The sequence below is a fragment of the Bacillus sp. DC4300-2b2 genome (assembly GCF_049895685.1).
GTDB lineage: Bacteria > Bacillota > Bacilli > Bacillales > Bacillaceae > Bacillus > Bacillus safensis.
This window is the reverse complement of record NZ_JAFCSW010000002.1, coordinates 540,299-563,052: the sequence shown is the minus strand read 5'-3', so window position 1 is coordinate 563,052 and position 22,754 is coordinate 540,299. Positions and strand designations below refer to the sequence as shown.

The window sequence follows — 22,754 nt, the reverse complement described above, 5'->3', positions numbered from 1 at the left end:
TCTTCCTTTGCGCTTCCCTCATAAATTAGCTATCATAAATGAGTAATATAGGGAGAACTGAGGTGAAACCATTGCTTAGCCTTTTGTTTAAAAAAGGAAAGAAAAAGCAAACATTAGAGCAGTCGGCTATCAGTATTCAACAAGGTGATATCGAACTGCAAAATGCATTAATAGAGCAATACAAACCATTTGTCGCTAAGACGGTTTCATCCGTTTGTAAACGATATATAGATGAAAAAGATGATGAATTCAGCATAGGCTTAATAGCCTTTAATGAAGCGATAGAAAAATACTCTGCCGAAAAAGGAAACTCACTGCTTGCGTTCGCAGAATTAATTATTAAAAGAAAAGTGATTGACTATATTCGAAAAGAAGCAAGAAATGCACCAACGGTTCAAATGGACCTGCAAGAAAGTGAGAATGGCGAATACTCTCAAAGCATGATTGAAGCAGAGCTCTCTGCAAATGAATATAGGCGTTTAATTGAACAAGAACATAGAAGAGAAGAGATTGAACATTTTAAAGAACGACTGAAAGTATACGGTCTCACGTTTCAAGAGCTACTTGAGCATTCACCAAAGCATGCAGATGCCAGGCAAAATGCCATTAAAGTAGCCCATACACTCGTTGAACACGATGAGCTGAGAACGATTTTATTTCAGAAAAAACAATTGCCGGTCAAACAGCTGGAAAAGCTAGTGGAAGTCAGCCGCAAAACGATTGAGAGAAATAGAAAATATATCATTGCAATGGCGATCATTATGACAGGTGATTATGTGTATTTGAAAGATTACCTTAAAGGGGTGCTTAATTCATGAGAAGAGGCATTATAGTAGAGAAAAACAAAAAATATGTCACGCTGCTGACCCCTGATGGACAATTTCTGCGGACAAAATATGAAGAGCAAAACTATGAAATCGGCCAAGAAGTGACATTTCCAAATGAATCACGTCTCGAAAGAAAAAGAGCCGGTTTTTTTGACCTGCTTCGTTTACGTCCGTTAAATGCAGGAATCCTATCAATAGCAGCGATTATTGTCGTGATTTTTACTATGATGCCATCTTTCTCAAGTCAAAAAGCATATGCGTATATGACAATTGACATTAACCCAAGCTTTGAGCTGAAGCTTGATCACGATTATCAAGTGATCGGTGTCACACCGCTGAATAAAGATGCGAAGCAAGTACTGGCGAGTATGAAGGATTTAGAAAAAAACGACATGACCAAGGTCGTGCAGGAAATTATAGATGACTGTGACAAAAAAGGATATGTGAACGACTCTAAAAGTATTTATATTTCAACCGTTTATGAAAACAAGCAGGACAATACATATAAAACAAACGTAAAAAGCAAAATTAACACCATTTCTGGTGAATATCAAAAACGCAATTATAAGCTGGAAACTGTCGAAAGTGACCTGGAAACAAGAGAAAAAGCTCAAAAGGCAGGCATTTCAACAGGAACCTATATTAGAAATCAAGAAATGCAAGACAAAGAACATGAAGATATCAAAAAGGATGAAGACGCAGCAGAGAACGATGCTGTGAAGGAAGAAGATCCTAAGAAACATGATGAAGAACAAGTAGATAAAGACAAACAAGAAGACGTAAAAACAGACGATAGCAAAGAGATGCAGCCAGATCAAGAGGCTCCAGAAGCTGAGGACAAAGAGCAGAAGGAAGCAGAGAGGGAAGAGCAAGGGTCTGTTCAAAAGCCTCAAAAACCTGAGGATGAAAGCAAAGACAACAAAATAAAGGAAGAAAAGGTTCCTTCTTTCGATAAAGAGCAAAAAAAAAATCACTCAACTGATCCTGATGAAAGAAAACACTGGAACGGCCCAAGACGTGGTGATGCGGAAAAACACGCAAAAAAAAACGGCAGGGATCAGAACAATCCTTCCGCTGAACAAAAAAGAGAACATGCGAAGCAAAAAGGGAAAGGTGCACCGTTTCCTTATCGTGAGAACAGGTATAAGCACACATATGAACAATAAAAAAACGCCAGAATAGCTCCGGCGTATTTCACCATGTCATGATTTAGATTGATTGCCCATTTGTGATTGAGCCTGTTGAACGAGTCTTTTTGTGATTTCACCGCCAACAGAACCGTTAGCACGTGAGACTGTATCTGAACCGAGAGTGACGCCAAATTCTTGAGCGATCTCGTATTTAAATTGATCTAAAGCTTGTTCTACTCCAGGAACAAGAAGTTGATTTCGATTTGCCATGTCCATTCTCCTCCTTTCACCTCATGTTTGTTGCGCCTTCTTATTTTGAAAAAAAAGCCGTGCATTTATGCTGGCAATTGCTGTACAAAAAAACCGAGATGATGAAGGTCACCTCGGTTCTTTTTTATCCCTTATTCAGTTGCAGCGTATTATACATCATTTCTTGAGCTGTACTTTGCAAATGTGAAGTAAAGACAGAGAAGACGGTAGAACTGATAATCCCTTTAATCAAATGCCATTGACTCTTCGCCAATTCTGTAAATTCGTCATGGAGCTTGTCTGTCTGCTCCTCGGTTATTTCTCGCAAATTTGTTTCCTTTAATGGGAATTGTGTATGGTGATAAATAAAATCAAGGACGTGCGCATATGCTTCATAAAAACGGATTGGACTAATAATATCATCTGTTCGATCTGTGATGGTGTTAAATAAGGCAGATAAGATCATACGAATGGTATCGAAGTCAAAAACTGATTTTAAATCCCTGACAATTAATAAAATAACGACCTGATCAATAGAGTATTTTTTGCCAAGCTCTGGATGGCCAATCATATCTTTAATATCTCGTTTGATCCAATTTTGAATCGCCGTCGATTTAAGAGAAGTCAGCTCACACAAGTTGCCAAGCTCAACAATTTCATTTGTAGAAAGACCATGCTCTGATTTTTGCTTCCGCCGTTCAAGCTTCTCAAAAAAAGACGGGATCTTTAATTCATCATAGTGATCCTTGCCATTTTTTACAGATAGTTTCAAAAGCTGAAGCGGAGTCAGATCTCCCTCTCCTTTTAGAGAATACAGAAGTCTTGTCATGTCAATTCTCGTTAATTTAAAAGTAACCATGTTCCACCTCATTTGTACGTCAAAACTTGATTATTGATCTAATTCAACATCATAGTCTCTTTTTGATGAAAATGCAAAATAAACTAAAAAGCAGGCCGGCACGTCACAATTTGTTCACTTTTCTGCTGGGGCAAATGTCTTAAATATTGATGTGACGGGGTTTTAGTCGTTATGATAAACAGAGGAAGTGATTCCTTTTTCCTTGCAATTTGAGACGTTTATTTTTATAATTTTATTAATAAGTTCATTTGAACTTAATATGACAGCGGAGGTTATGTATGGGTAAGAGAATATTTCTGTTTATATTAACGAACATTCTTGTTATCACTACGATTGGTATTGTACTGTCGGTTATTAGTGCAGCAACTGGTGTTGGTTCTTATATAGGAGCAGACGGAAGACTTAATATCCTTTATCTTCTTGTATTCAGTGCAGTAGTTGGTTTTGTTGGCTCGTTTATGTCACTTGCGATGTCTCGCTGGATGGCAAAAATGATGATGGGTGTACGTGTGTTAAATCCAGAAAAGGATTCATTAACATATGATGAGCAGCAGCTTGTTGACCGCGTGCACAGACTATCAAGAGCTGCAGGTCTTTCTAAAATGCCTGAAGTTGGTATTTATCAATCATCTGAAGTAAATGCATTTGCAACAGGTCCTTCTAAGAGAAGATCACTTGTTGCAGTATCAACTGGATTGCTTCATGAAATGGATGATGCAGCAGTTGAAGGTGTCATCGCCCACGAAGTTGCTCACGTTGCGAATGGTGACATGGTCACGATGACGCTGCTTCAAGGAATCGTCAACACATTCGTTGTCTTCCTTTCAAGAATTGCGGCATGGATCGCAAGCCGTTTTGTTTCACGTGAAGAGCTTGTACCGATTGTTCACTTTATCGCTGTGATTGTTTTCCAAATCATTTTCTCTATCCTAGGAAGCCTTGTCGTGTTTGCATATTCTAGACACCGTGAATTCCATGCAGACCGCGGCGGAGCCGACCTTGCGGGTAAAGATAAAATGATTCATGCGCTTCGTTCACTTGAGGCGTACACGTCAAGAATCAAAGATGATGATCAAACAGCAGTCGCTACGCTAAAAATCAGCGGTAAACGAAAAGCTTCTCTTTTCTCAACACACCCTGATTTAAACGAAAGAATCAGAAGACTAGAAGCAAAATAAGAAAGAGGAAAAGACATTCTTTTATTACTGGATGTCTTTTTCTTTTTGATGAAAAAGAAAATAAAGCATAAAATAGCTTTAAAATCATGTCTCTTTTCATTAAAATGATAAAGGTATTCGAAAAGATAGATAAAAGAAGGAATGACAATGAATCCTATAAAAAAGCTAATTGACCGGCTGTCAGCGTTTCAGTTGATTGCCCTTTATTATTTTCTTGCTGTAACCGTGTCGCTTATTCTTCTCAGCCTTCCAGTGGCTCATCAAGAGGGAGTCAAATGGACATTCATTGATGCCTTATTCACAGCGGTGAGTGCTGTAAGTGTCACGGGACTGACTGTTGTCGACACCTCACAAACATTTAGTGTGACAGGGATGTGGATCCTTGCGTTTGTTCTGCAAATTGGAGGCATCGGCATTATGACGCTCGGTACCTTCGTATGGCTTGTCATGCGAAAAAGAATTGGAATTAAAGAAAGAAAGCTCATCATGGCAGATCAAAACCAAAGCAATTTATCAGGAATAGTGAAACTAATGAAGCAGGTTTTATATTTAATTTTGCTGATTGAGTTTGTCGGCGGGCTGATTTTAAGCATGTATTTTCTCAAATATTACGATGTGCAAGGAGCTTTCTTACATGGCTTCTTCTCGAGTATTAGTGCGACAACCAATGGGGGCTTCGATATTACAGGAAGCTCTCTTATCCCTTACAAAGATGATTATTTCGTCCAGTTTATTACGATGCTGTTGATCATCTTTGGTGCGATTGGTTTTCCTGTGCTCGTGGAAGTGAAGGATTATTTGTTCAATCAGGACCGTAAGCACGCATCGTTCTCATTGTTTACAAAAATCACAACGCTCACGTTCGGCGGCCTTGTCGTTGTTGGAGCGATTGGAATCTATGCACTTGAAGCCGGTTTTAGCTTTGTAGGGAAAAGCTGGCATGAAATTTTGTTTTATTCTTTGTTTCAATCGACTGCAACAAGAAGCGGGGGGCTGACAACGTTAGACATTACGCAGCTGACCGAACCGACGCTTTTATTTTTATGTATGCTCATGTTTATCGGGGCTTCCCCAAGCTCTGTGGGGGGCGGAATTCGGACAACTACGTTTGCCCTTAATTTACTCGCATTGTTTCATTATGCTAGGGGAAATAAGTCCATAAAAATCTTCAAGAGGGAGCTTCATCAAGCGGATATTAATAAATCCCTTATGGTGACAATGATGGCTTTTATTTTGGTTTTTGGCGCTACGTTCCTGTTATCCTTAACACAGCATAATACACTTCTTGAAAATTTATTTGAAGTTTGCTCTGCTTTCGGAACAACGGGACTGTCGCTTGGGATCACCTCAGATCTCACTGTGTTTGGTAAATGTATCATCATGGTTGTCATGTTTATTGGACGGATCGGTATTCCAAGCTTTTTATATTTAATCGGCCGAAGGGAAAGCGAAGCAAATTATCATTATCCGAAAGAGCGCGTCATCATTGGCTAAACAGCATTCAATTTGAATGCTGTTTTTTTTATTTTTATTTCCATTATCTAACTGGCTAAATCACATGGGATGTTCGCAATCTATAGGTAAGAGGTGAACGAGACGTGCTGGATGTGTTATGGAAAGCAATTGTCATGCTGCTAGTTGGTACCTTGCTGCTGAGAATAGCAGGGCCTAAATCCATTAGTCAATTAACTGTACAACAAACAGTGATTATGATTTCAATCGGATCGATTATTATCCAACCCTTTATTGAGCATAATTTACTTGAAACCATTTCTGCAGCCGCTATCTTTATTGTGGCACTTGTTATTATGGAAAAGCTGTCAATTCAATCTGATTTCTTTGAAAAATTGGTTTCAGGGAAATCGGTCGTGATTTTACAGGATGGCCAAATGCTTGATCATAAGCTGAAGAAAACAAGGCTCACAAGGGACGAATTTAAAATGCGTTTAAAGCAGCAAGGCATCACTGACATCAGCAGTCTCAAAATAGCCACGCTAGAAGCCAATGGACAAATTGGCTATGAGTTAAAACCTGAGGAAAAGCCAGTGACGGTCAAGCAGATGAAGGAATTCCTTGACCAATTAAGAGAAGAACTAAACCTGTCAAAAAAGGACTGAATTCACATGAAAAGAAAAGCAGCGAAAAATGAAGCATTAACAAATAATATGACGCCGACTGAAAGCATGGCACATGATCAAGGACAAACCCAATTTGACGAACAATCAAGAGATCGTCAGGCAAATCGAAATTCTCATAAAGGGAAACAAGGGGGAGCATCTCGTGACTAAGAAGCATATGAAGAGCAAAGAGATGAAGGACCATAAAAAGCCAATGGACCCAGATATTTTAGAAGAGGAATTTGGCAGTGAGCTTGGAGATATCAACAGCAGCAAATGGATTGATACGTTGATGAAGCCAAAGAAAGATGCTGCATGTAAGCAGAATAAGAAATAGAAAAAACGATCCAATAAGGATCGTTTTCAGCGTGTAGACAAACCCTCGCATTCGTTGTCAGGTCTGCGCTCCGGTGCTCACGAATGTCAAATTCGCTCTGCTCCGGTACTCGCCCTTCCTAGACTGCAAAGATTTTCTATCACGCTGAAAGGAAGACAAAGGGCTAAAATAAAGATTATTTTAGCCCTTTGTCAACAATTTGAAACGATCTATTTGATATAACTCCCTTGCCTGCCGGTGATCGTTCGCATGAAGTTGTTCATTTTGAGTTCAATCACTGGCTGTGCAACGGTTTTAACAAAAGTGCTAGACAGTGTAAAGGTTAACAGAATGGTCAGCAGCAATAAAATGAGTACACTTGCTGCATTTAGTGCCCAGTCATCAAACCAAGTGGTTCTTAGCAGCTTGATCACAAAGCCATGTAATAAATAAACATATAACGTTCTTGTTCCCCATTTTGTAAAGAAGAAACGGCGTGTTGGAACTAATGCAAAGAAGCTGAATGTAGCGCCAAATGCAAGCAAGTACCATGCCATTCGTTTCATCGCCGCAATCATTCCTTCATCTCCTAGAGAAGCATACGACTTTGAACCAAATAAGAAGGAATAATCAAATTCATAGAAGTAGCAAAACAGGAAGACAGCCATTAATACAAAAAGTGCTGCCATTTTTCCTTTGCTTGTACGGATGAATTCAAAATGCTGCTTTTTCAAATAAAATCCAGCTAAAAACATAGGCAAAAAGACAAACGTACGTGATAAGCTGAGTGTATTGCTGATGCTGTCCACATAACCGACAAGTAATGCAATCGATAAACTGACGATCATCGCCCAGTGGAACGGCAGTTTTGAAAAAGGAATGAGCAGCAAGTTCCAAAAGAATAAACTAATTAAAAACCATAAGGACCATTGCGGATCAATTGGATTTAAATTGGCCATGCTTTGTTCCTGTAATAGGTAATAGTAAACCGAATAGATCACCTGAAAGATTAAATATGGGATGATCAGCTTAACGGCGACTTTTTTCATAAAGCCCGGTTTTCTAAACCCTTTTGCAAAAAAGCCAGAAACTAAAATAAAGGCGGGCATGTGAAAGGTATAAATAAATTTGTATAAATAGAGCATCCAATCATTATCATGAATGAATGATCGTAACAAATGACCAAAAACAACTAGAAAAATCAGAAGGAATTTCGCATTATCAAAATAACTGTCTCGTGAAGATGCCATAACATCACCTTTCCTGCTCGATTTCAAACATAAATGTTCTAAGTGCACTGTTCCCTTATTTGCCCCATTCTAAAATACATTTTTGCTTAATTCGCTATTTGATGTGAAATTGTAGAATGGTTGTAAAAGAAGCGTAAGAAAAGTGAATCGTTATACAATCCTGTCATCCAAATGAAATAAATGAGACAGTCTTCGTGTGAAAAGTTATCTTTTTTTATGAGTCGAATGAAGGAACAATGAAAATATTGTAGAAATATTGTAGAGGAATGAGGCTGGAAAAGGAGTGTAAGAGAATGACTGAAACGCTCGATGGCAATAGGTTAATCCCTGCGGGAGATATCAGAAAATTAGAAAAAGAGAACGAATATTTGCGAACTGAGTTGATGCAGCAAAAAATGCTGTTAAATAAGACGCTAGATGCCATTTTTATATTTGATCAGCACCTCAACATCATCCAAGCCAACGAAGCAACATGCAGGCTTGTACAGACACCGAAAGAAGACCTCCTCAATAAATCCGTTCTAGATTTCCTATACGGCATCCCGAAAGATAAAATTGAATGCTCACTCGATCTATTTTTTCGAAAAGGTACGTTAAAAAGAGAAATCTCCATTCAGCTAGAAAATGGCGAAACAAAATACATTGAATTTGTCGCAGAGCATGACACCATGAATCAGCAATATATAGTGGTCATGCGAGACATTTCTTCAAAGAAAATATTAGAGCGAGAACGTTCCATGAATGAGCAGCTGTTCAAAGATTTGTTTGACCGGGCCATTGACGGGATGGTCATTTTTGATCAGGATGGCTGCATGATTGATGCGAATCATTCTTTTTGTCAGAGCTTTGAACTGCAAAAGACTGATTTAACCGATCGATATTTACATGAATTTGTCGAAGAAGGAAATCTTCCCGCCTTGCAGCACCTTTTAACGTCACTTAAAGAAACAGGGAAAGCAAAGGGAGAGCTTCCTGTTACTCTTCAATCTGGCCAGCAAAAATTATTTGAACTCACCATTACATCAAATGTGATGAGTGGTTTTTATATGTCCATCATGCGGGATATTACAGAAAAAAGGCTGATGGAAGAGAAGCTGTTAAAAAGTGAAGAACGCTTTAGAGAAATATTCGAAAATGCAATGGATGCCATCATCATATGGGCGGATGATGGAGAGATTGTGAGAGCCAATGAATCAGCCTGCCGAATTTTTGAATTACCGATGCACTCGCTGATTGGCAAAAAACTCACCGATTTTCTCGTCAAATCTGATAAGAGATATAGACCAACAAGAAGACGTTATATCCGGAATCATGAAATAAGGGAAGAGTTATTGTTTAAAATGGCAAATGGGCAATATAAAGAGCTTGAGTTTACTTCAAAGCATGCGGTATTAGAAGGACAGCACTTAACCATTTTACGTAATGTAAGTGATCGAAAAAGAATGGAGCAGGAGCTGCGCGAAAGTGAGCTCAAATTCCGTAAAGTATTTAATGGGTCAATGGACGGCATTGTTCTTTTTGATAATCAATACCGAATCATTGAAGTCAATCCATCTGCAAGCGAGCTGCTTCAATTGAAGGACGATCATTTAACAGAAATGAATCTTTTCCACATCCTTGCCCCTTATCAAATTGAAAATTTGGCTCAGCCTGCCGAGGCGATGTCATTAGATGAAATGGACAATGAGGTTCCATTTGTGTTGAACCATCCAGACCAGCGTATACTGGAATTCTCTTTTAAACGCAACATTATCCATAATATGAATTTGGCCATCTTTAGAGATGTGACAGAGCGGAAGGAATTAGAAGAGCGGGTGAGAAAATCAGATACCCTTCATGTGGTCGGAGAGCTTGCCGCTGGAATTGCTCATGAAATTAGAAACCCGATGACAGCATTAAAAGGCTTCATTCAGCTGTTAAAAGGAAATATAGAAGGGGAGTATTCGCTCTATTTTAATGTCATCACATCAGAGCTGAAAAGAATTGAATCCATCATCACCGAATTTTTGATTTTAGCGAAACCGCAAGCTATTGTATATGAAGAAAAAAATGTGGTGCAAATTGTGAAGGACACGATGGATCTTCTGCACGCACAGGCGAATCTTGGTAATGTTCAAATGCATCTCAATGTGCTGGACGAGATTCCGCTCATTTATTGTGAACAAAACCAATTAAAGCAGGTCTTTATTAACATTTTAAAAAATGCAATTGAAGTCATGCCGCGTAAAGGAAATGTCTATGTGAGTATTCAGCGGAAGGGCGAGGAGCATATTGTCATTTCATTGCGTGATGAAGGCTGCGGAATGGCAGAGGATAAGCTAAAGCGTCTAGGTGAGCCTTTTTATACCACGAAAGAAAGAGGAACTGGACTTGGTTTAATGGTTAGTTATAAAATTATTGAAGAGCATCAAGGAACCATTGAGGTAGAAAGTGAGGAAGGCGTAGGAACCGTCTTCCATCTCACACTGCCACTTAGGCAGCAGAAACAAGAAGGAGAGCAGTAACGTGTATTATACCGTCTATCACGCACCCATCGGGGCACTATACATACTAGAAAAGGACGGTGCCATCATCGAGGTGATGTTTGATGATGAGCCGTTTTTAGCAAAAAAGCAGGCAGTAAATCTAAAGCAAGTAGATACCTCTGTCTTACAAGAAGCGAAAAAGCAGCTGGATGAATATTTTAAGGGTGAGCGTCAAGTATTCGATCTCCCGCTCAAGCAAACAGGTTCTCCGTTCCAAGAGCAGGTGTGGGAAGCATTGTCGGACATTCCATATGGTGAATCAAAAAGCTATGCAGACATTGCAAAAGCGATTGGCAATCCCAAGGCTGTAAGGGCGATCGGACAAGCTAACAGACGAAATGCACTACCAATTTTTATCCCTTGTCACAGAGTGATTGGAAAAGACCGCTCTCTGACGGGCTATGCAGGATCGAAGACAGACATGAAAGCGATCCTCCTTGAATTAGAAGGCATCCCATTTGTTCAAAAATAAATCGATTGACCTGTTCCAAATGTTTGTCAAGCGACATATCCTTTTATTAAGCTAAAAAAGTTGGTTGAGGGAAAAAGGAGGGCGCTGGGATGTTTTGGGGCAAAAAAGGTAAAATGTATGCCGTTACGTCACTATGTGTCAAAATGAACGTTTTGACGGAAGAACAAAAAAAAGAAATCTTAACAAAAACGAATCAAGAAACAAAAAAGCGCGGTGCTCTTAAATGACAAGAACACGGCGCCTTTTTGCGATTCATTGAGAGATGCTTTCGGCGAAAAGAGCATCAATCTCTTCTGCATAGTTCGATGTGATAATTCCCTTTTCTGTAATGATGCCTGAAATAAGATGATGAGGAGTGACATCAAAGGCGGGATTGAATACTTGAACATCGGGCGGTGCAATGGGGACACCATTTAATTCCTTTACTTCCAGCGGGTCGCGCTCTTCAATTGGGATATCTGACCCGTCGCGGGTGGATACATCAAAAGTGGATAGCGGTGCTGCTACAAAAAATGGAATGTGAAAATGCTTGGCTAGAACGGCAAGACCTAACGTTCCAATCTTATTCGCTGTATCTCCATTCCGGGCGATACGATCAGCTCCAACAATGACAGCAGAAATTTGCTTTTCTTTCATCGTATGGGCGGCCATGTTATCTGTAATGAGCGTCACATCCACGCCGCCTTGCATGAGCTCCCATGTTGTCAGACGAGCGCCTTGAAGAACAGGGCGTGTTTCACATGCATAAATGTGAAGATCAAGATTTTTCTTTTTGGCTAAATAAAAGGGAGCAAGAGCTGTTCCGTACCGGCTCGTTGCGATGGAGCCTGCATTACAAATGGTCATGATACGGTCACCTGATTTAAAGAGCTGAAGTGCATTTTGACCGATTTGTCTGCATGTTTCTTCATCTTCAATTTGAATTTGAATGGCTTCATGGACAAGGTCTGTTTTGGCTGCATTCACTGATGCTGCACGCTGAATGCGCTGTAGCAGCCGGTCTAATGCCCAGGCGAGGTTCACAGCGGTTGGACGAGCACTATTTAAATATTCTTTTATCCGAATGACTTCTTGTTTAAAAGCATCGATTTCTTCTGTCTCAATGGCTTGCGCACTAAGCGCCAATCCAAATGCTGCTGTAATGCCAATCGCAGGCGCTCCGCGTACTTTTAATGTCACAATTGCATCATACACATCCTCTTTCGTATATAAATGCTCAAAGACGGTTTCGGCCGGTAATTTTTGCTGATTTAAAATGTTAATACGGTTTTCTTCCCATTCGACAGAACGGGGGACTTCAAATTCTTTTGACAAAACCCGTCACTCCTTTACAGATGGCTGGAATAATGCGACGAGGTCAGACGCTGTTTCCACTGCATGATATTGTTTGATAAATGTTTTTCCAAGTGTCAGTGCTGCTTTTTTCTGCTGAATCCGTCTAGTTGGTGATGGAATCGCATCAAGATCAGCGGCATGAGCAAGACCGATTGTTCGGCGGACAAGCTCACAGCCGGCAAAGCCTGTCGCTTCTTTTAAAATCCGGTCAAACGTTGTTTCTAAAAAACTGTCCGATACACTAAACGCTTCAATGCTGTCCTCTTTCCAAGCTTTTGTGAACACTTCTTTGAATGTTGCCCATACATTGACGACATGGTCAAAAAGGTGCTGCTGTTCGTGTTCATTCTCGCGAGATAAAGCATTCAAGAACAAATTGGCGATAAAGTGGCCGATATCGAATCCGAAGGGACCGTAAAACGCGAATTCTGGATCAATGATTTTCGTTTCAGTCTCATTTGCAAAAATACTGCCTGTATGAAGATCTCCATGAACCAATGTTTCAGCTGATGTCAGGAAGATACGCTTCAACTCTGCTGCTTTGGCTTGCACTTCAAGGTCTGCCCAAAGCGCTTCTGCTGATTCTCTTAATTCTTCTTCGAAGTCATTTGTTTCACTATCAAAGAAAGGGTCTGTGAAGACGAGTTTTTCTGTGATATCACACAGGTCAGGATTCGTAAATTGCTTCACAAATTGTTTTTTGATTTTAGGATTTGTGGCAAAGTCAGATGTGTAAAAGAGTGTTTTTCCTAAAAATTCTCCGACATGATCAGATAAATGCGGATATTGTTTTCCGGCAATTAGCCCTTTTCTGACGATTTCTAAGTGTGAGAGATCCTCCATGGCTGTCACTGCAAGAGCTGTATCCGAGTAATAGACCGCTGGTACGAGATGTGGCGCATATTCTGACTGTTTGATCAGGGCAGCACTTTCAATTCTTGCCCGGTCTAATGTAAGAGGCCAGCTCTCACCAACCACCTTTGCATAAGGCAGCGCCTGCTTGATGATCAATCCTTTTTCTTGTTTGTGATCATAAATATGAAAGACGTAATTTAAATTCCCGTCGCCGATTTCAGTACAAGTCAAATGACTGCTTTCTTGGATTAAGCCAAGTCTAATTGCAAGTGCAACTGCCGAACTTTCTGTTAGTTCTTCATATGATGCCGTAAGTGTAACCAATTGCTTCCCCTCCAAATCATATAAAAAAGCCTCTTTCTCCTGAGAGAAAGAGGCTTGATGGTGTGTATGCTCAAAGCCTCTCTTATCTCTCAGCACATACGTCTGATGGAATTAGCACCGTGCCCTATAAGACAATTGTCTTGGCGCGTTACTTGCTGCGCCCCACTTCACAGTGGTATTAACGGTCGGTTGCTGTTGGGGTCAAAAGGCCAAATCCCTCGCCCAACTCTCGATAAGAGAAATCAATATGTAATTGTTTCGTGTCTGTTTGCATTTCTTAATTCAAGATATTATCAGAGCTGCGCTTTACATGTCAATCTTTTTTCAAAATTGCTTTACAATTCATAAAACAATCCATTACAGTGTTTGTATTGTCACGTAACTTGAATAGAAGGTGAAGAAATGGAATTCCAGCAATCAGAGGTGTTGAAACAATTACCGAAACAATTTTTTGCGTCCCTTGTCCAAAAGGTGCAGAAAAAAGTGCAGGAAGGGGCAGATATCATTAATTTGGGGCAGGGAAATCCTGATCAGCCAACTCCTCCGCACATTGTAAAAGCCATGCAGGAAGCGGTATTAAAACCTGAAAATCATCAATACTCCTCATTCCGTGGAACAGCGAAATTAAAAAAGGCTGCGGCCGCTTTTTATGAAAGAGAATATGGCGTCACGCTTGATCCAAAGACGGAAATTGCGATTTTATTTGGCGGGAAAGCAGGGCTTGTTGAGCTGCCGCAGTGCCTGCTGAATCCGGGTGATACGCTTCTCGTCCCTGACCCAGGTTATCCTGATTATTGGTCAGGTGCTGTACTTGCTGGAGCTCATATGGTGACCATGCCACTTCTTGAAAAAAATGATTTTTTACCTGACTACGATTTGCTGCCTGAGGATGATAAGAAAAAGGCAAAATTAATGTATTTAAATTATCCCAACAATCCGACGGGGGCTACGGCAAGTCGTTCATTTTTTGAAGAAACCGTTACATTTGCGAAAGATCACAAGCTATGTGTTGTTCATGATTTTGCATATGGCGGCATTGGATTTGATGGGGAAAAGCCGATCAGCTTTCTGCAAATAGATGGAGCGAAAGAGACGGGAATAGAAATTTACACATTGTCTAAAACGTACAATATGGCAGGGTGGAGAGTAGGATTTGCAGCAGGGAATCCGTCTGTTATTGAAGCGATTGAGCTTTATCAGGATCATTTGTTTGTCTCGTTGTTTAAAGCCACGCAGGATGCAGCAGCGGAGGCCCTATTAAGCGATCAAACGTGCGTACGGGTGCAAAATGACCGATATGAGAAAAGGCGGAATGTGTGGATAGCTGCCTGCAAAGAAATTGGCTGGGAAGTCAGTGCACCAAAGGGATCATTTTTTGCTTGGTTAAAGGTGCCAGAAGGATATACATCTGAAGCCTTCTCTGATTTATTATTAGAAAAAGCGCATGTTGTTGTAGCGCCAGGTAATGGCTTTGGTGCTCACGGTGAAGGGTACGTGAGAGTAGGGCTTCTAACAAGCGAGGAGCGGTTACAAGAAGCTGCTCAGCGCATCGCTGCCTTAAAGCTGTTTGAAAAAAAGCCATTGACAACATAAAAAAATGGTGCGATAATTCAGGCAATATTTAAGAAAATTGAATATTCTTATCAAGAGTAGGCAGAGGGACTAGCCCAATGAAGCCCGGCAACCGACTTCCATGAAGCACGGTGCTAATTCTTGCAGCAAGCGCTGAGAGATAAGATTCGGATGAATGACACGAAACAACCTCTTTAAGGCGCTCAAGAAGCACTTGAAGAGGTTTTTTTATTGAACATATGCATGACGCAATCGAAAGGGGATTCCTAGTGAGTGAATTACTGGCAACATACGTATTAACACATCGAGAGGATGAACAAATAAATCGAAAAGCGGAGCAGATCGCGCTTGGTTTAACAGTTGGATCATGGACGGATTTGCCGCAGCTCAAAAAGGAGCAGCTTCAAAAGCATAAAGGCCGAGTTGAAAAAGTATTAGAAAAGGCTGCTCCAGTCGAAAATGGTCTTTATCAATCAGAGGTGACCATTGCTTATCCTGATGCAAACTTTTCAGCAGATTTACCAGCTGTTTTCACGACGATTTTTGGAAAACTTTCACTAGACGGAAAAGTGAAGCTAGTCGATATCCAATTTTCTGAAGAATTTAAAAAAAGCCTGCCAGGACCGGTATTTGGAATTGATGGCATACGTAAAAAGGTAAATGTATTTGATCGTCCATTATTGATGAGTATTTTTAAAGGCGTCATTGGCCGTGATATGGCAGATTTAAAAGAGCAGCTCCGTTTACAGGCATTAGGAGGGGTTGACCTCATCAAAGACGATGAAATTTTATTTGAAAGTCCATTAGCTCCTTTTGAAGAGCGAATCAAAGAAGGAAAAGCGATTTTAAAAGAAACCTATGAAGAGACAGGACACCGCACGCTGTATGCTGTCAATTTAACGGGCAGAACCTTTGACCTGAGGGATAGAGCGAGAAAGGCCGCTGAACTTGGAGCAGATGCACTCTTATTCAATGTCTTTGCTTACGGCCTTGATGTCATGCAAAGCTTAGCTGAGGATCCAGATATTCCACTGCCTATTATGGCGCATCCCGCAGTGAGCGGTGCATTGACATCCTCTCCTGAATATGGATTCTCGCATTCTCTTCTTTTAGGCAAATTAAATCGATATGCTGGCGCTGATTTGAGCCTTTTTCCCTCACCTTATGGATCGGTTGCACTTCCGAAAAAGGATGCCCTTGGAATCTATGAAGCTTGCGTAAAAGAGGATACGGTTCAAAAAACATTCCCTGTCCCGTCAGCAGGCATTCATCCTGGAATGGTTCCAGTATTAATCAAAGATTTTGGAGTTGATCATGTGATTAACGCAGGCGGAGGCATTCACGGACATCCGCGGGGAGCCATCGGCGGAGGGAAGGCATTTCGTTCGATCATTGATGCCGTGATACAGGAAGAGTCCATCCAAGATAAGGCGGCTTCCTGCCAAGACTTAAAAGCGGCACTTGATCTTTGGGGAAGGGTAGCAGAATAAATGAAAAAACCAATTGTATGTTGTGATTTTGATGGAACAATTACGAAAAATGATAATATCATCCGTATCATGAAACAGTTTGCACCAAGTGAATGGGTGAAGCTGAAGGATGGGGTCCTGTCAAAGGAGAACACCATTCAAGAAGGCGTCGGGCAGATGTTTCAATTACTGACGAGTGATCAGAAGGAAGCCATTCAGTCATTTATTTTAGAGGATACGGAGATTCGAGAAGGATTCAAACAATTTGTGGATGAGGTAAAAAAAGCAGACATTCCTTTCTATGTACTTAGCGGCGGTATGGACTTTTTTGTCTACCCCATTCTCGAAGGTCTTGTTGATCGAGACGATATTTTTTGCAACCATGCGTCATTTGGGGAAGACCATATTCAGATTGAATGGCCGCATGCCTGTGATTCACAATGTCAAAATGGCTGCGGATGCTGCAAGCCCTCGATCATTCGAGAGCTGACTCATGAAAATGACTTCATCATCATGATCGGAGATTCAGTGACCGATGTAGAGGCAGCGAAACATGCGGATCTCACGTTTGCGCGAGATTACTTGCTCAATGAATGTAAAGAGCTTGGGCTCGTACATAAGGAGTATGACACATTTGTTGATTTACACACGCAATTTGTTCAAATAAAGGAAGTGAAGGAATGGCAGACGCAAAAAGCAAACGCTGGCAGGAGCTAGCAGACGTTAAACGTGAACTGGCACAAAGAGACTGGTTTTTCGGAACAAGCGGAAATTTATCGATCAAGGTGTCGGATGATCCAATCACGTTTTTGGTGACGGCAAGCGGCAAAGATAAACGAAAAGAAACAAATGAAGATTTTGTGCTAGTAAATGCGGCAGGCCAGCCCGATGATCCGAACGAGACGCTTAGGCCATCAGCTGAAACACTGCTTCACACGTACGTGTATGAGCGGACGAAAGCAGGCTGCTGTCTGCATGTCCATACAATCGATAATAATGTGATGTCAGAGCTGTATGGGGATAAGGGAGAGATTCGTTTTAAAGGCAACGAAATCATCAAAGCGCTTGGTTATTGGGAAGAGGATGCAGAAGTGTCGATTCCGATTATTGAAAATCCAGCTCATATTCCGCATCTTGCAGAGCAATTTGCAAAACACCTGACATTAGAGACGTCATCTGGTGCTGTACTCATTCGCAATCATGGCATCACGGTCTGGGGAAACACAGCCTTTGAAGCAAAACGAGTATTAGAAGCATATGAATTTTTATTTAGCTATCACTTAAAATTAGCGCTGTATCAACAGCAGCTTGTAAGATAAAAAGGAGGAAAAGGACATGGCGACGATTTTGATTCACAATGAAGAGAACACATTACTTGAGAACGAGCAAGAGGTTGCATCATATTTAGAAAACCAAGGGGTTATTTATGAGCATTGGGATATTGAAAAGCTGCCAAACCGTTTATCAGAAAAGTATGATTTAACCGATGAGGAAAAGGAAGAGATTTTGACTGTTTTCCAAAAGGAAATCCAAAGTATTTCTGAAAAAAGAGGATACAAAGCACAGGATGTGATTTCATTATCTGATGCTACGCCAAATCTTGATGAGCTGCTCCAAAACTTTAAACGTGAGCATCACCATACAGATGATGAAGTGCGCTTTATTGTGAGCGGGCACGGAATCTTTGCTATTCAAGGCAAGGATGGCGTCTTTTTTGATGTGAGATTGAACCCAGGTGATTTAATTTCTGTTCCGCCAAACATCCGTCATTACTTTACACTTCAAGAAGATCGCAAAGTGGTCGCAGTTCGCATATTTGTCACAACTGAGGGCTGGGTGCCAATTTACGAAGAAGAAACGGTTTAATGATAGAGCTGATCATTCCGCATGAGGCGGAAGATCAGCTTTTTTTTAGGAGATTAGACATAAAATGAGAAAGAAAATAGTTGATTTTGATCTTCTGTATAGGATAAAATTCTGTTTAATCAATGTGACAGTCCTGTCCAAATTTGAAGTTTACCCCCAAATTTGATTGGGTAAAAGGTCTTTAGGCTGTAAAAAATTAAATAAAATAAGCATATTTAATTTAATTTACAAATAAAGTATAATTTTGGTGTCGGATCATTTTGAGCATAGACAGTCGAATTCATTGCGGGAGCTGAGATCATGAATATTTATGTAAGGAAAGAACAATTGCTGATGTCCATTGATGAGAAGAGAAAACAAATGGTAGAAGCTGCTCAAGTGGAAGGGTACACTGGTGAGATGACAATTAAATATAGTCAAGAACTGGACAACCTGATGAATGAGTATCAGCATCTTCTTTTTCATGAGAAACAATCTGCCCCCTCCTTTCATGATCTTGTGTCTCAAATGAGTCTTTTATCTGTGAACCGCCCCTCTTTTTGACATGAAAAACCGGTCTTGCATAAGCAAAACCGGCTGACATCTTCAGCTATGCTGAGTGAGCAGAAGGAAGCATGATCATAACAGTCGTTCCTTTATTCACTTCGCTATGAATATCAATTGTTCCGCCATACATCGAAATGATTCGTTTACACACGACAAGTCCAAGACCTGTGCCTTTTTCCTTCGACGTAATAAAGGGAAGGAAGATGTGCTTTAACATCTCTTCTGGTATGCCTTCACCTGTATCCGCTACTTTAATGATGACATGTTCTTTTTCAGCTTCGATCACAATCTTCAAATGACCGCCGTTTGGCATCGCTTCTAAAGAGTTCTTTGCTACATTTAAAACGACTTGTTTAATATGATCCTTCGTGCAATACACGCCAACATCTTGAATCGTATTGATTTGTAAATCTACTTCGACATTATAAAGGTTTGCTTCTGAGAAAACGATCGGCATGATCTCACTTACAATTTCTTTTACAGAGTTATTCTGCCATTTTTCTGCTGTTGGTTTTCCTAATACAAGAAATTCACTGACGATTTGGTTGATCCGTTTAATTTCTTCCTCAATGACAGAAAAATAGAGCTGATCTTCTTCTGAATGATACTTCTTTTGCAATAGCTGGATAAAGCCGCTAATCCCTGTTAATGGGTTACGAATTTCGTGTGCTGTACTTGCTGCGAGTGTTCCGATCAATTCAAGCTTTTGCGCTTCGTTTTGATGACGCTCCTGCTGAGTTTGCCGCCTTAACACGATATATTGGACTAGTGTGAATAAAATATTTAATAAAATAAACGCACTGGATAAAGGGATGAGCATCACAGACAGCACTTCACTTGTTGAAGCACGCTGCGGAAAGACCTCCAGCTTCCAGCTGTTTTCATCTAAATATGTAGACACCGTGCTGCCGCCCTCGGGTACTGGCTGTGGACCACTTGTAAACACGACATGTCCATTTTGATTCAGCATCTTAAAATGAAGATCAGGGTTCAATACATTCATAATATTTCTTAAATAATCAATTTGAATGGCGGCAATCAGCACATTGGTGACTTCTTCGTTTTCATCGAGAACAGGCACACAAATGGAAAGAATCCGCTGTTTTGTAATTCGGCTCACATAGTTGTCTGTGATCACGGTCTGCTTGGTCACTTGAATGCGTTTAAAGTAATCTCTGAATGATAGGTTGATTTTTTCCTTTAACGGGGTGGTGCTTGCTGTTACATTTCCTTTTTTGTCTAGGAGATACAGACCTGAAAAACGAGGTTCTTGTTTATAGATTTTCTCTAGGATGATTTGTACTTTTTTCGTATCAAGCGGCTGGTCAAATCCCATAGCAAGGGAAGTTAATCTCGCTTCTGTTTCACTTATTAAATAATTCATTTGATTTTTGTGAATATTTAACATAAGTGTAGCGGTTTGTTTGTTCTTTAAATCAATTTTTTCAGTTTCTTTTTCGTAGATAAAATAACTAATGATTAGGGTTGGAATCATGACCAAAATAAGGTAAAGCCTGATCTTCTTCCAAAACCCTTTGAGTATACTCATCATTCATCGCTCCAACGTATTACCTAATAGACTTATTATAGCATTGAACCTATCTTTATTACGATGACTTGTGTGATTTTTAAAAAATTAGGTGATTCGTTCTGGTCTCATTTTCGTGCTAAAGATGGATCAAAATGTTGACATTTTACTTATTGTTTATTAATGTCACATTAGTGGGTTGCATTTCATAAAGGATGATAAAAAATGGAAAATCATAATGTTGAAAAATCATTGAAATTATTTATCGTATTATCACGTGCCTATCGCTCAATTAATCATCACATGAACAAACATATTGTGAAGCACGGGCTGAATCCGACTGAATTTGCTGTACTAGAATTGCTGTATCATAAAGGTGATCAGCCGCTTCAGCAAATCGGTGATAAGATTTTACTTGCAAGCGGCAGTATCACGTATGTGGTCGATAAATTGGAGAAGAAAGAACTCCTTAGCCGGAAGGCTTGTGCAGAAGACCGCAGGGTGACATTTGCGCATATTACTAAGCAGGGACGAGCTTTGCTTGATGACATCTTCCCAGATCATGCGAAAGAAATTCATGAGATGATCAGTGTCTTGAGCGAAGAAGAGAAAGATGCCTGCATCGATATGCTCAAACATGTGGGGCTGCGTGCAAAGCATTTATATGATCATCAAGAATAAATAAAAAGGAAGCCGCTGGCTTCCTTTTTTATTTCGCTTTTTTCTCAATCGGTAAAATGAGTACTTCTACACGTCGGTTTTTACTTCTGCCTTCTGCTGTATCGTTTGAGGCAATCGGTTTGAATTCGCCATATCCTTTTGTACTAAAGTTCTCTTGGTCTAGATTGCTGTTTTCAAGAAGAATATTTAAAAAGTTCACAGCACGAATGGCGCTTAAATACCAGTTTGATTCAAATTCTGAATTTCTGATCGGTACATTATCTGTATGTCCGCTAATGACAATGTCACGAGCGGGATTAATGACGAGCAGCTTTGAGATTTCTTTTGCTAACGGGACATCCTGAGAGCGAATAACTGCCCGCCCAGAATCAAAGAAGATACTGTCCTCAATCGTAATGAGAAGTCCTTCATCCGTAAGCTTTGTTTCGAGCTTGGAACCAAGTTTTTTATTTGCAATGAATGAATCGACCTGCTGTTTGACCTTTGTGAGAACCGCTTGGTCTCTAGCCTTTGCTTTGGCTTCTTCATCTTTCTCTTCCTCGGCTGCTTTCTTGACTTGGTTGCTGTGTTCAGTTTCTTCCGTGCTTTGCATGCTGGATTGATCCATGACACCAGTACCGCCAGTAAAAACAACATTAAAAGACTTAGCCATCTGTTCATATTTTGCCGCATCAATCGAACTAGATGCAAAAAGCACAATGAAGAGGGCGAGAAGAAGCGTCAGAAGATCGGCATAAGGGATAAGCCAAGATTCATCTACATGGTCTTCATGATCATGTTTTTTACGTTTCCTAGCCATTTTGATTTTCTCCTTCTTCAATGACAAGATTTGCACGTTCTTTTGCTGGTAAGTACATAAGAAGTTTTTGTTCAATGACTTTTGGAGATTGACCTTCAAGAACAGAAAGAATGCCTTCGATCATAATCAGACGAAGTTTTACTTCTTCCTTTGATTTACGCTTCAGCTTGTTGGCAAATGGATGCCATAATACATACCCGGTGAAAATCCCAAGCAGTGTGGCGACGAAGGCAGCACTGATTGCATGTCCAAGTGCTTCAATATCTCCCATGTTGGCAAGTGCGGCAATAAGTCCGACAACGGCGCCAAGTACCCCTAGCGTCGGGGCGTATGTACCTGCTTGTGTAAAGATTAATGCGCCTGACTGATGTCGTTCAGACATGGCGTCGACTTCTTCTGTTAAGACGTCTCGAATAAATTCAGCACTTTGGCCGTCAACTGCCATGCTTAACCCGTTCTTTAGAAAATCATCATCGACTTCCTCAAGACTTGCTTCTAATGCCAAAAGACCTTCACGACGCGCAATTTGTGCCCAGTTTGAAAATAGAGGGATCATTTCTTGAATCGTTGGAAGCTGGCTGTCTTTGAAAATTTTGCCGAACAATTTTGGTGTTTTCTTAATTTCACTAGAAGGGAATGCGATGACAACAGCTGCAACCGTCCCAACAATGATGATTAATATAGCCGCCGGGTTGATAAGAGCGGTTAGACTCACACCTTTCAAAACCATACCGACACCTAGTGCAATAAATGCTAAAATAATACCAATTAACGATGTTTTGTCCATTATCTCACCAAATCCTTTAACTATCTTTTTCTATAGTTAATATCGGTGTGTTCTAGAAGGGTTTTAGTC

25 protein-coding genes and 2 riboswitches are annotated in these 22,754 nt (G+C 40.4%); of the genes, 17 read left to right on the top strand and 8 right to left on the bottom strand.

Annotated elements, in window-relative coordinates:
- Positions 1 to 62: 62 nt before the first annotated feature.
- Together sigI and ACP69X_RS07755 are read left to right on the top strand one after the other, a co-directional pair.
- Entirely contained in the window at positions 63 to 818 is a 756-nt protein-coding gene (gene sigI / locus ACP69X_RS07760; RefSeq protein WP_003210952.1) for an RNA polymerase sigma factor SigI, read from the top strand.
- Positions 815 to 1,993, top strand: coding sequence for an anti-sigma factor domain-containing protein (locus ACP69X_RS07755; protein ID WP_073979405.1), 1,179 nt, complete (start codon positions 815 to 817; stop codon positions 1,991 to 1,993). The genes sigI and ACP69X_RS07755 overlap by 4 nt, the downstream gene beginning before the upstream one ends.
- A gap of 36 nt (positions 1,994 to 2,029) precedes the next feature.
- Here the strand turns inward: ACP69X_RS07755 and ACP69X_RS07750 are convergent, their stop codons facing one another.
- Positions 2,030 to 2,227 carry an alpha/beta-type small acid-soluble spore protein gene (locus tag ACP69X_RS07750; protein ID WP_034281522.1) on the bottom strand — a complete coding sequence of 66 codons (198 nt, stop codon included), beginning with the start codon at positions 2,225 to 2,227 and terminating at the stop codon, positions 2,030 to 2,032.
- A gap of 124 nt (positions 2,228 to 2,351) precedes the next feature.
- Entirely contained in the window at positions 2,352 to 3,065 is a 714-nt protein-coding gene (locus ACP69X_RS07745) for a DUF1836 domain-containing protein (protein ID WP_041085039.1), read from the bottom strand.
- A gap of 278 nt (positions 3,066 to 3,343) precedes the next feature.
- On the opposite strand from ACP69X_RS07745, the gene htpX reads away from it, so the two are divergent.
- The 5 genes from htpX to ACP69X_RS07720 all read left to right on the top strand — a co-directional run bounded on the left by htpX (position 3,344) and on the right by ACP69X_RS07720 (position 6,697).
- Positions 3,344 to 4,243 carry a protease HtpX gene (gene htpX / locus ACP69X_RS07740; protein ID WP_024424664.1) on the top strand — a complete coding sequence of 300 codons (900 nt, stop codon included), beginning with the start codon at positions 3,344 to 3,346 and terminating at the stop codon, positions 4,241 to 4,243.
- A 147-nt stretch (positions 4,244 to 4,390) separates the two neighbouring features.
- The gene (locus ACP69X_RS07735) at positions 4,391 to 5,737 is read left to right on the top strand and encodes a TrkH family potassium uptake protein (protein ID WP_041085038.1); all 1,347 of its coding nucleotides are present in this window, start codon (positions 4,391 to 4,393) and stop codon (positions 5,735 to 5,737) included.
- A 104-nt stretch (positions 5,738 to 5,841) separates the two neighbouring features.
- Complete coding sequence (locus ACP69X_RS07730) at positions 5,842 to 6,360, top strand: DUF421 domain-containing protein (RefSeq protein WP_041085037.1); 519 nt, start codon at positions 5,842 to 5,844, stop codon at positions 6,358 to 6,360.
- A gap of 6 nt (positions 6,361 to 6,366) precedes the next feature.
- Positions 6,367 to 6,531 (top strand): hypothetical protein, encoded by a 165-nt coding sequence (locus ACP69X_RS07725; RefSeq protein ID WP_087975542.1) that lies wholly within the window; start codon positions 6,367 to 6,369, stop codon positions 6,529 to 6,531.
- The gene (locus ACP69X_RS07720; RefSeq protein WP_175297136.1) at positions 6,524 to 6,697 is read left to right on the top strand and encodes a hypothetical protein; all 174 of its coding nucleotides are present in this window, start codon (positions 6,524 to 6,526) and stop codon (positions 6,695 to 6,697) included. The genes ACP69X_RS07725 and ACP69X_RS07720 overlap by 8 nt, the downstream gene beginning before the upstream one ends.
- Before the next feature lie 209 nt (positions 6,698 to 6,906).
- On the opposite strand, the gene ACP69X_RS07715 is transcribed toward ACP69X_RS07720, so the two are convergent.
- Positions 6,907 to 7,926 carry an acyltransferase family protein gene (locus tag ACP69X_RS07715; RefSeq protein WP_041085036.1) on the bottom strand — a complete coding sequence of 340 codons (1,020 nt, stop codon included), beginning with the start codon at positions 7,924 to 7,926 and terminating at the stop codon, positions 6,907 to 6,909.
- Positions 7,927 to 8,219: 293 nt separating this feature from the next.
- On the opposite strand from ACP69X_RS07715, the gene ACP69X_RS07710 reads away from it, so the two are divergent.
- The 3 genes from ACP69X_RS07710 (at position 8,220) to ACP69X_RS07700 (ending at position 11,150) form a co-directional block, all read left to right on the top strand.
- Entirely contained in the window at positions 8,220 to 10,430 is a 2,211-nt protein-coding gene (locus ACP69X_RS07710; RefSeq protein WP_041085035.1) for a PAS domain-containing sensor histidine kinase, read from the top strand.
- A 1-nt stretch (position 10,431) separates the two neighbouring features.
- Positions 10,432 to 10,923: a methylated-DNA--[protein]-cysteine S-methyltransferase gene (locus ACP69X_RS07705; protein ID WP_041085034.1), complete on the top strand. Its 492-nt coding sequence runs from the start codon at positions 10,432 to 10,434 to the stop codon at positions 10,921 to 10,923.
- A gap of 89 nt (positions 10,924 to 11,012) precedes the next feature.
- Positions 11,013 to 11,150 carry a hypothetical protein gene (locus ACP69X_RS07700; RefSeq protein WP_162860203.1) on the top strand — a complete coding sequence of 46 codons (138 nt, stop codon included), beginning with the start codon at positions 11,013 to 11,015 and terminating at the stop codon, positions 11,148 to 11,150.
- A 25-nt stretch (positions 11,151 to 11,175) separates the two neighbouring features.
- On the opposite strand, the gene mtnA is transcribed toward ACP69X_RS07700, so the two are convergent.
- On the bottom strand, positions 11,176 to 12,237 hold the full coding sequence (gene mtnA, locus ACP69X_RS07695; protein WP_073979408.1) for an S-methyl-5-thioribose-1-phosphate isomerase: 1,062 nt from the start codon (positions 12,235 to 12,237) through the stop codon (positions 11,176 to 11,178).
- Between the two features lie 6 nt (positions 12,238 to 12,243).
- On the bottom strand, positions 12,244 to 13,437 hold the full coding sequence (mtnK, locus tag ACP69X_RS07690; RefSeq protein ID WP_039178063.1) for an S-methyl-5-thioribose kinase: 1,194 nt from the start codon (positions 13,435 to 13,437) through the stop codon (positions 12,244 to 12,246).
- An 80-nt stretch (positions 13,438 to 13,517) separates the two neighbouring features.
- A riboswitch (SAM riboswitch) is annotated at positions 13,518 to 13,675 on the bottom strand.
- A 164-nt stretch (positions 13,676 to 13,839) separates the two neighbouring features.
- Between mtnK and ACP69X_RS07685 the strand changes: the two genes are divergently transcribed.
- The 6 genes from ACP69X_RS07685 to ACP69X_RS07660 all read left to right on the top strand — a co-directional run bounded on the left by ACP69X_RS07685 (position 13,840) and on the right by ACP69X_RS07660 (position 18,887).
- Positions 13,840 to 15,030 carry a pyridoxal phosphate-dependent aminotransferase gene (locus tag ACP69X_RS07685; protein ID WP_426052564.1) on the top strand — a complete coding sequence of 397 codons (1,191 nt, stop codon included), beginning with the start codon at positions 13,840 to 13,842 and terminating at the stop codon, positions 15,028 to 15,030.
- A gap of 44 nt (positions 15,031 to 15,074) precedes the next feature.
- A riboswitch (SAM riboswitch) is annotated at positions 15,075 to 15,176 on the top strand.
- A 102-nt stretch (positions 15,177 to 15,278) separates the two neighbouring features.
- Positions 15,279 to 16,499, top strand: a complete 1,221-nt coding sequence (gene mtnW, locus ACP69X_RS07680) for a 2,3-diketo-5-methylthiopentyl-1-phosphate enolase (protein ID WP_426052563.1) — start codon at positions 15,279 to 15,281, stop codon at positions 16,497 to 16,499.
- The gene (locus tag ACP69X_RS07675) at positions 16,500 to 17,195 is read left to right on the top strand and encodes a 2-hydroxy-3-keto-5-methylthiopentenyl-1-phosphate phosphatase (protein WP_426052562.1); all 696 of its coding nucleotides are present in this window, start codon (positions 16,500 to 16,502) and stop codon (positions 17,193 to 17,195) included.
- Complete coding sequence (locus ACP69X_RS07670; RefSeq protein ID WP_041085029.1) at positions 17,159 to 17,797, top strand: methylthioribulose 1-phosphate dehydratase; 639 nt, start codon at positions 17,159 to 17,161, stop codon at positions 17,795 to 17,797. Before ACP69X_RS07675 ends, ACP69X_RS07670 begins: the two co-directional genes overlap by 37 nt.
- A gap of 16 nt (positions 17,798 to 17,813) precedes the next feature.
- Positions 17,814 to 18,344, top strand: coding sequence for a 1,2-dihydroxy-3-keto-5-methylthiopentene dioxygenase (locus ACP69X_RS07665; RefSeq protein ID WP_024426834.1), 531 nt, complete (start codon positions 17,814 to 17,816; stop codon positions 18,342 to 18,344).
- A 300-nt stretch (positions 18,345 to 18,644) separates the two neighbouring features.
- Entirely contained in the window at positions 18,645 to 18,887 is a 243-nt protein-coding gene (locus ACP69X_RS07660; protein WP_041085027.1) for an aspartyl-phosphate phosphatase Spo0E family protein, read from the top strand.
- Positions 18,888 to 18,933: 46 nt separating this feature from the next.
- Here ACP69X_RS07660 and gerPC read toward each other — a convergent pair whose 3' ends face one another.
- Positions 18,934 to 20,439 (bottom strand): spore germination protein GerPC, encoded by a 1,506-nt coding sequence (gene gerPC / locus ACP69X_RS07655; protein WP_218676918.1) that lies wholly within the window; start codon positions 20,437 to 20,439, stop codon positions 18,934 to 18,936.
- 204 nt (positions 20,440 to 20,643) lie between these two features.
- Between gerPC and ACP69X_RS07650 the strand changes: the two genes are divergently transcribed.
- A complete protein-coding gene (locus ACP69X_RS07650) occupies positions 20,644 to 21,099 on the top strand; it encodes a MarR family winged helix-turn-helix transcriptional regulator (protein ID WP_034281539.1) in 456 nt (151 codons plus the stop codon).
- A gap of 28 nt (positions 21,100 to 21,127) precedes the next feature.
- Here ACP69X_RS07650 and motB read toward each other — a convergent pair whose 3' ends face one another.
- Together motB and motA are read right to left on the bottom strand one after the other, a co-directional pair.
- On the bottom strand, positions 21,128 to 21,898 hold the full coding sequence (gene motB, locus ACP69X_RS07645) for a flagellar motor protein MotB (RefSeq protein ID WP_041085025.1): 771 nt from the start codon (positions 21,896 to 21,898) through the stop codon (positions 21,128 to 21,130).
- On the bottom strand, positions 21,891 to 22,685 hold the full coding sequence (gene motA, locus ACP69X_RS07640; protein WP_041085024.1) for a flagellar motor stator protein MotA: 795 nt from the start codon (positions 22,683 to 22,685) through the stop codon (positions 21,891 to 21,893). The genes motB and motA overlap by 8 nt, the downstream gene beginning before the upstream one ends.
- Positions 22,686 to 22,754 lie beyond the last annotated feature (69 nt).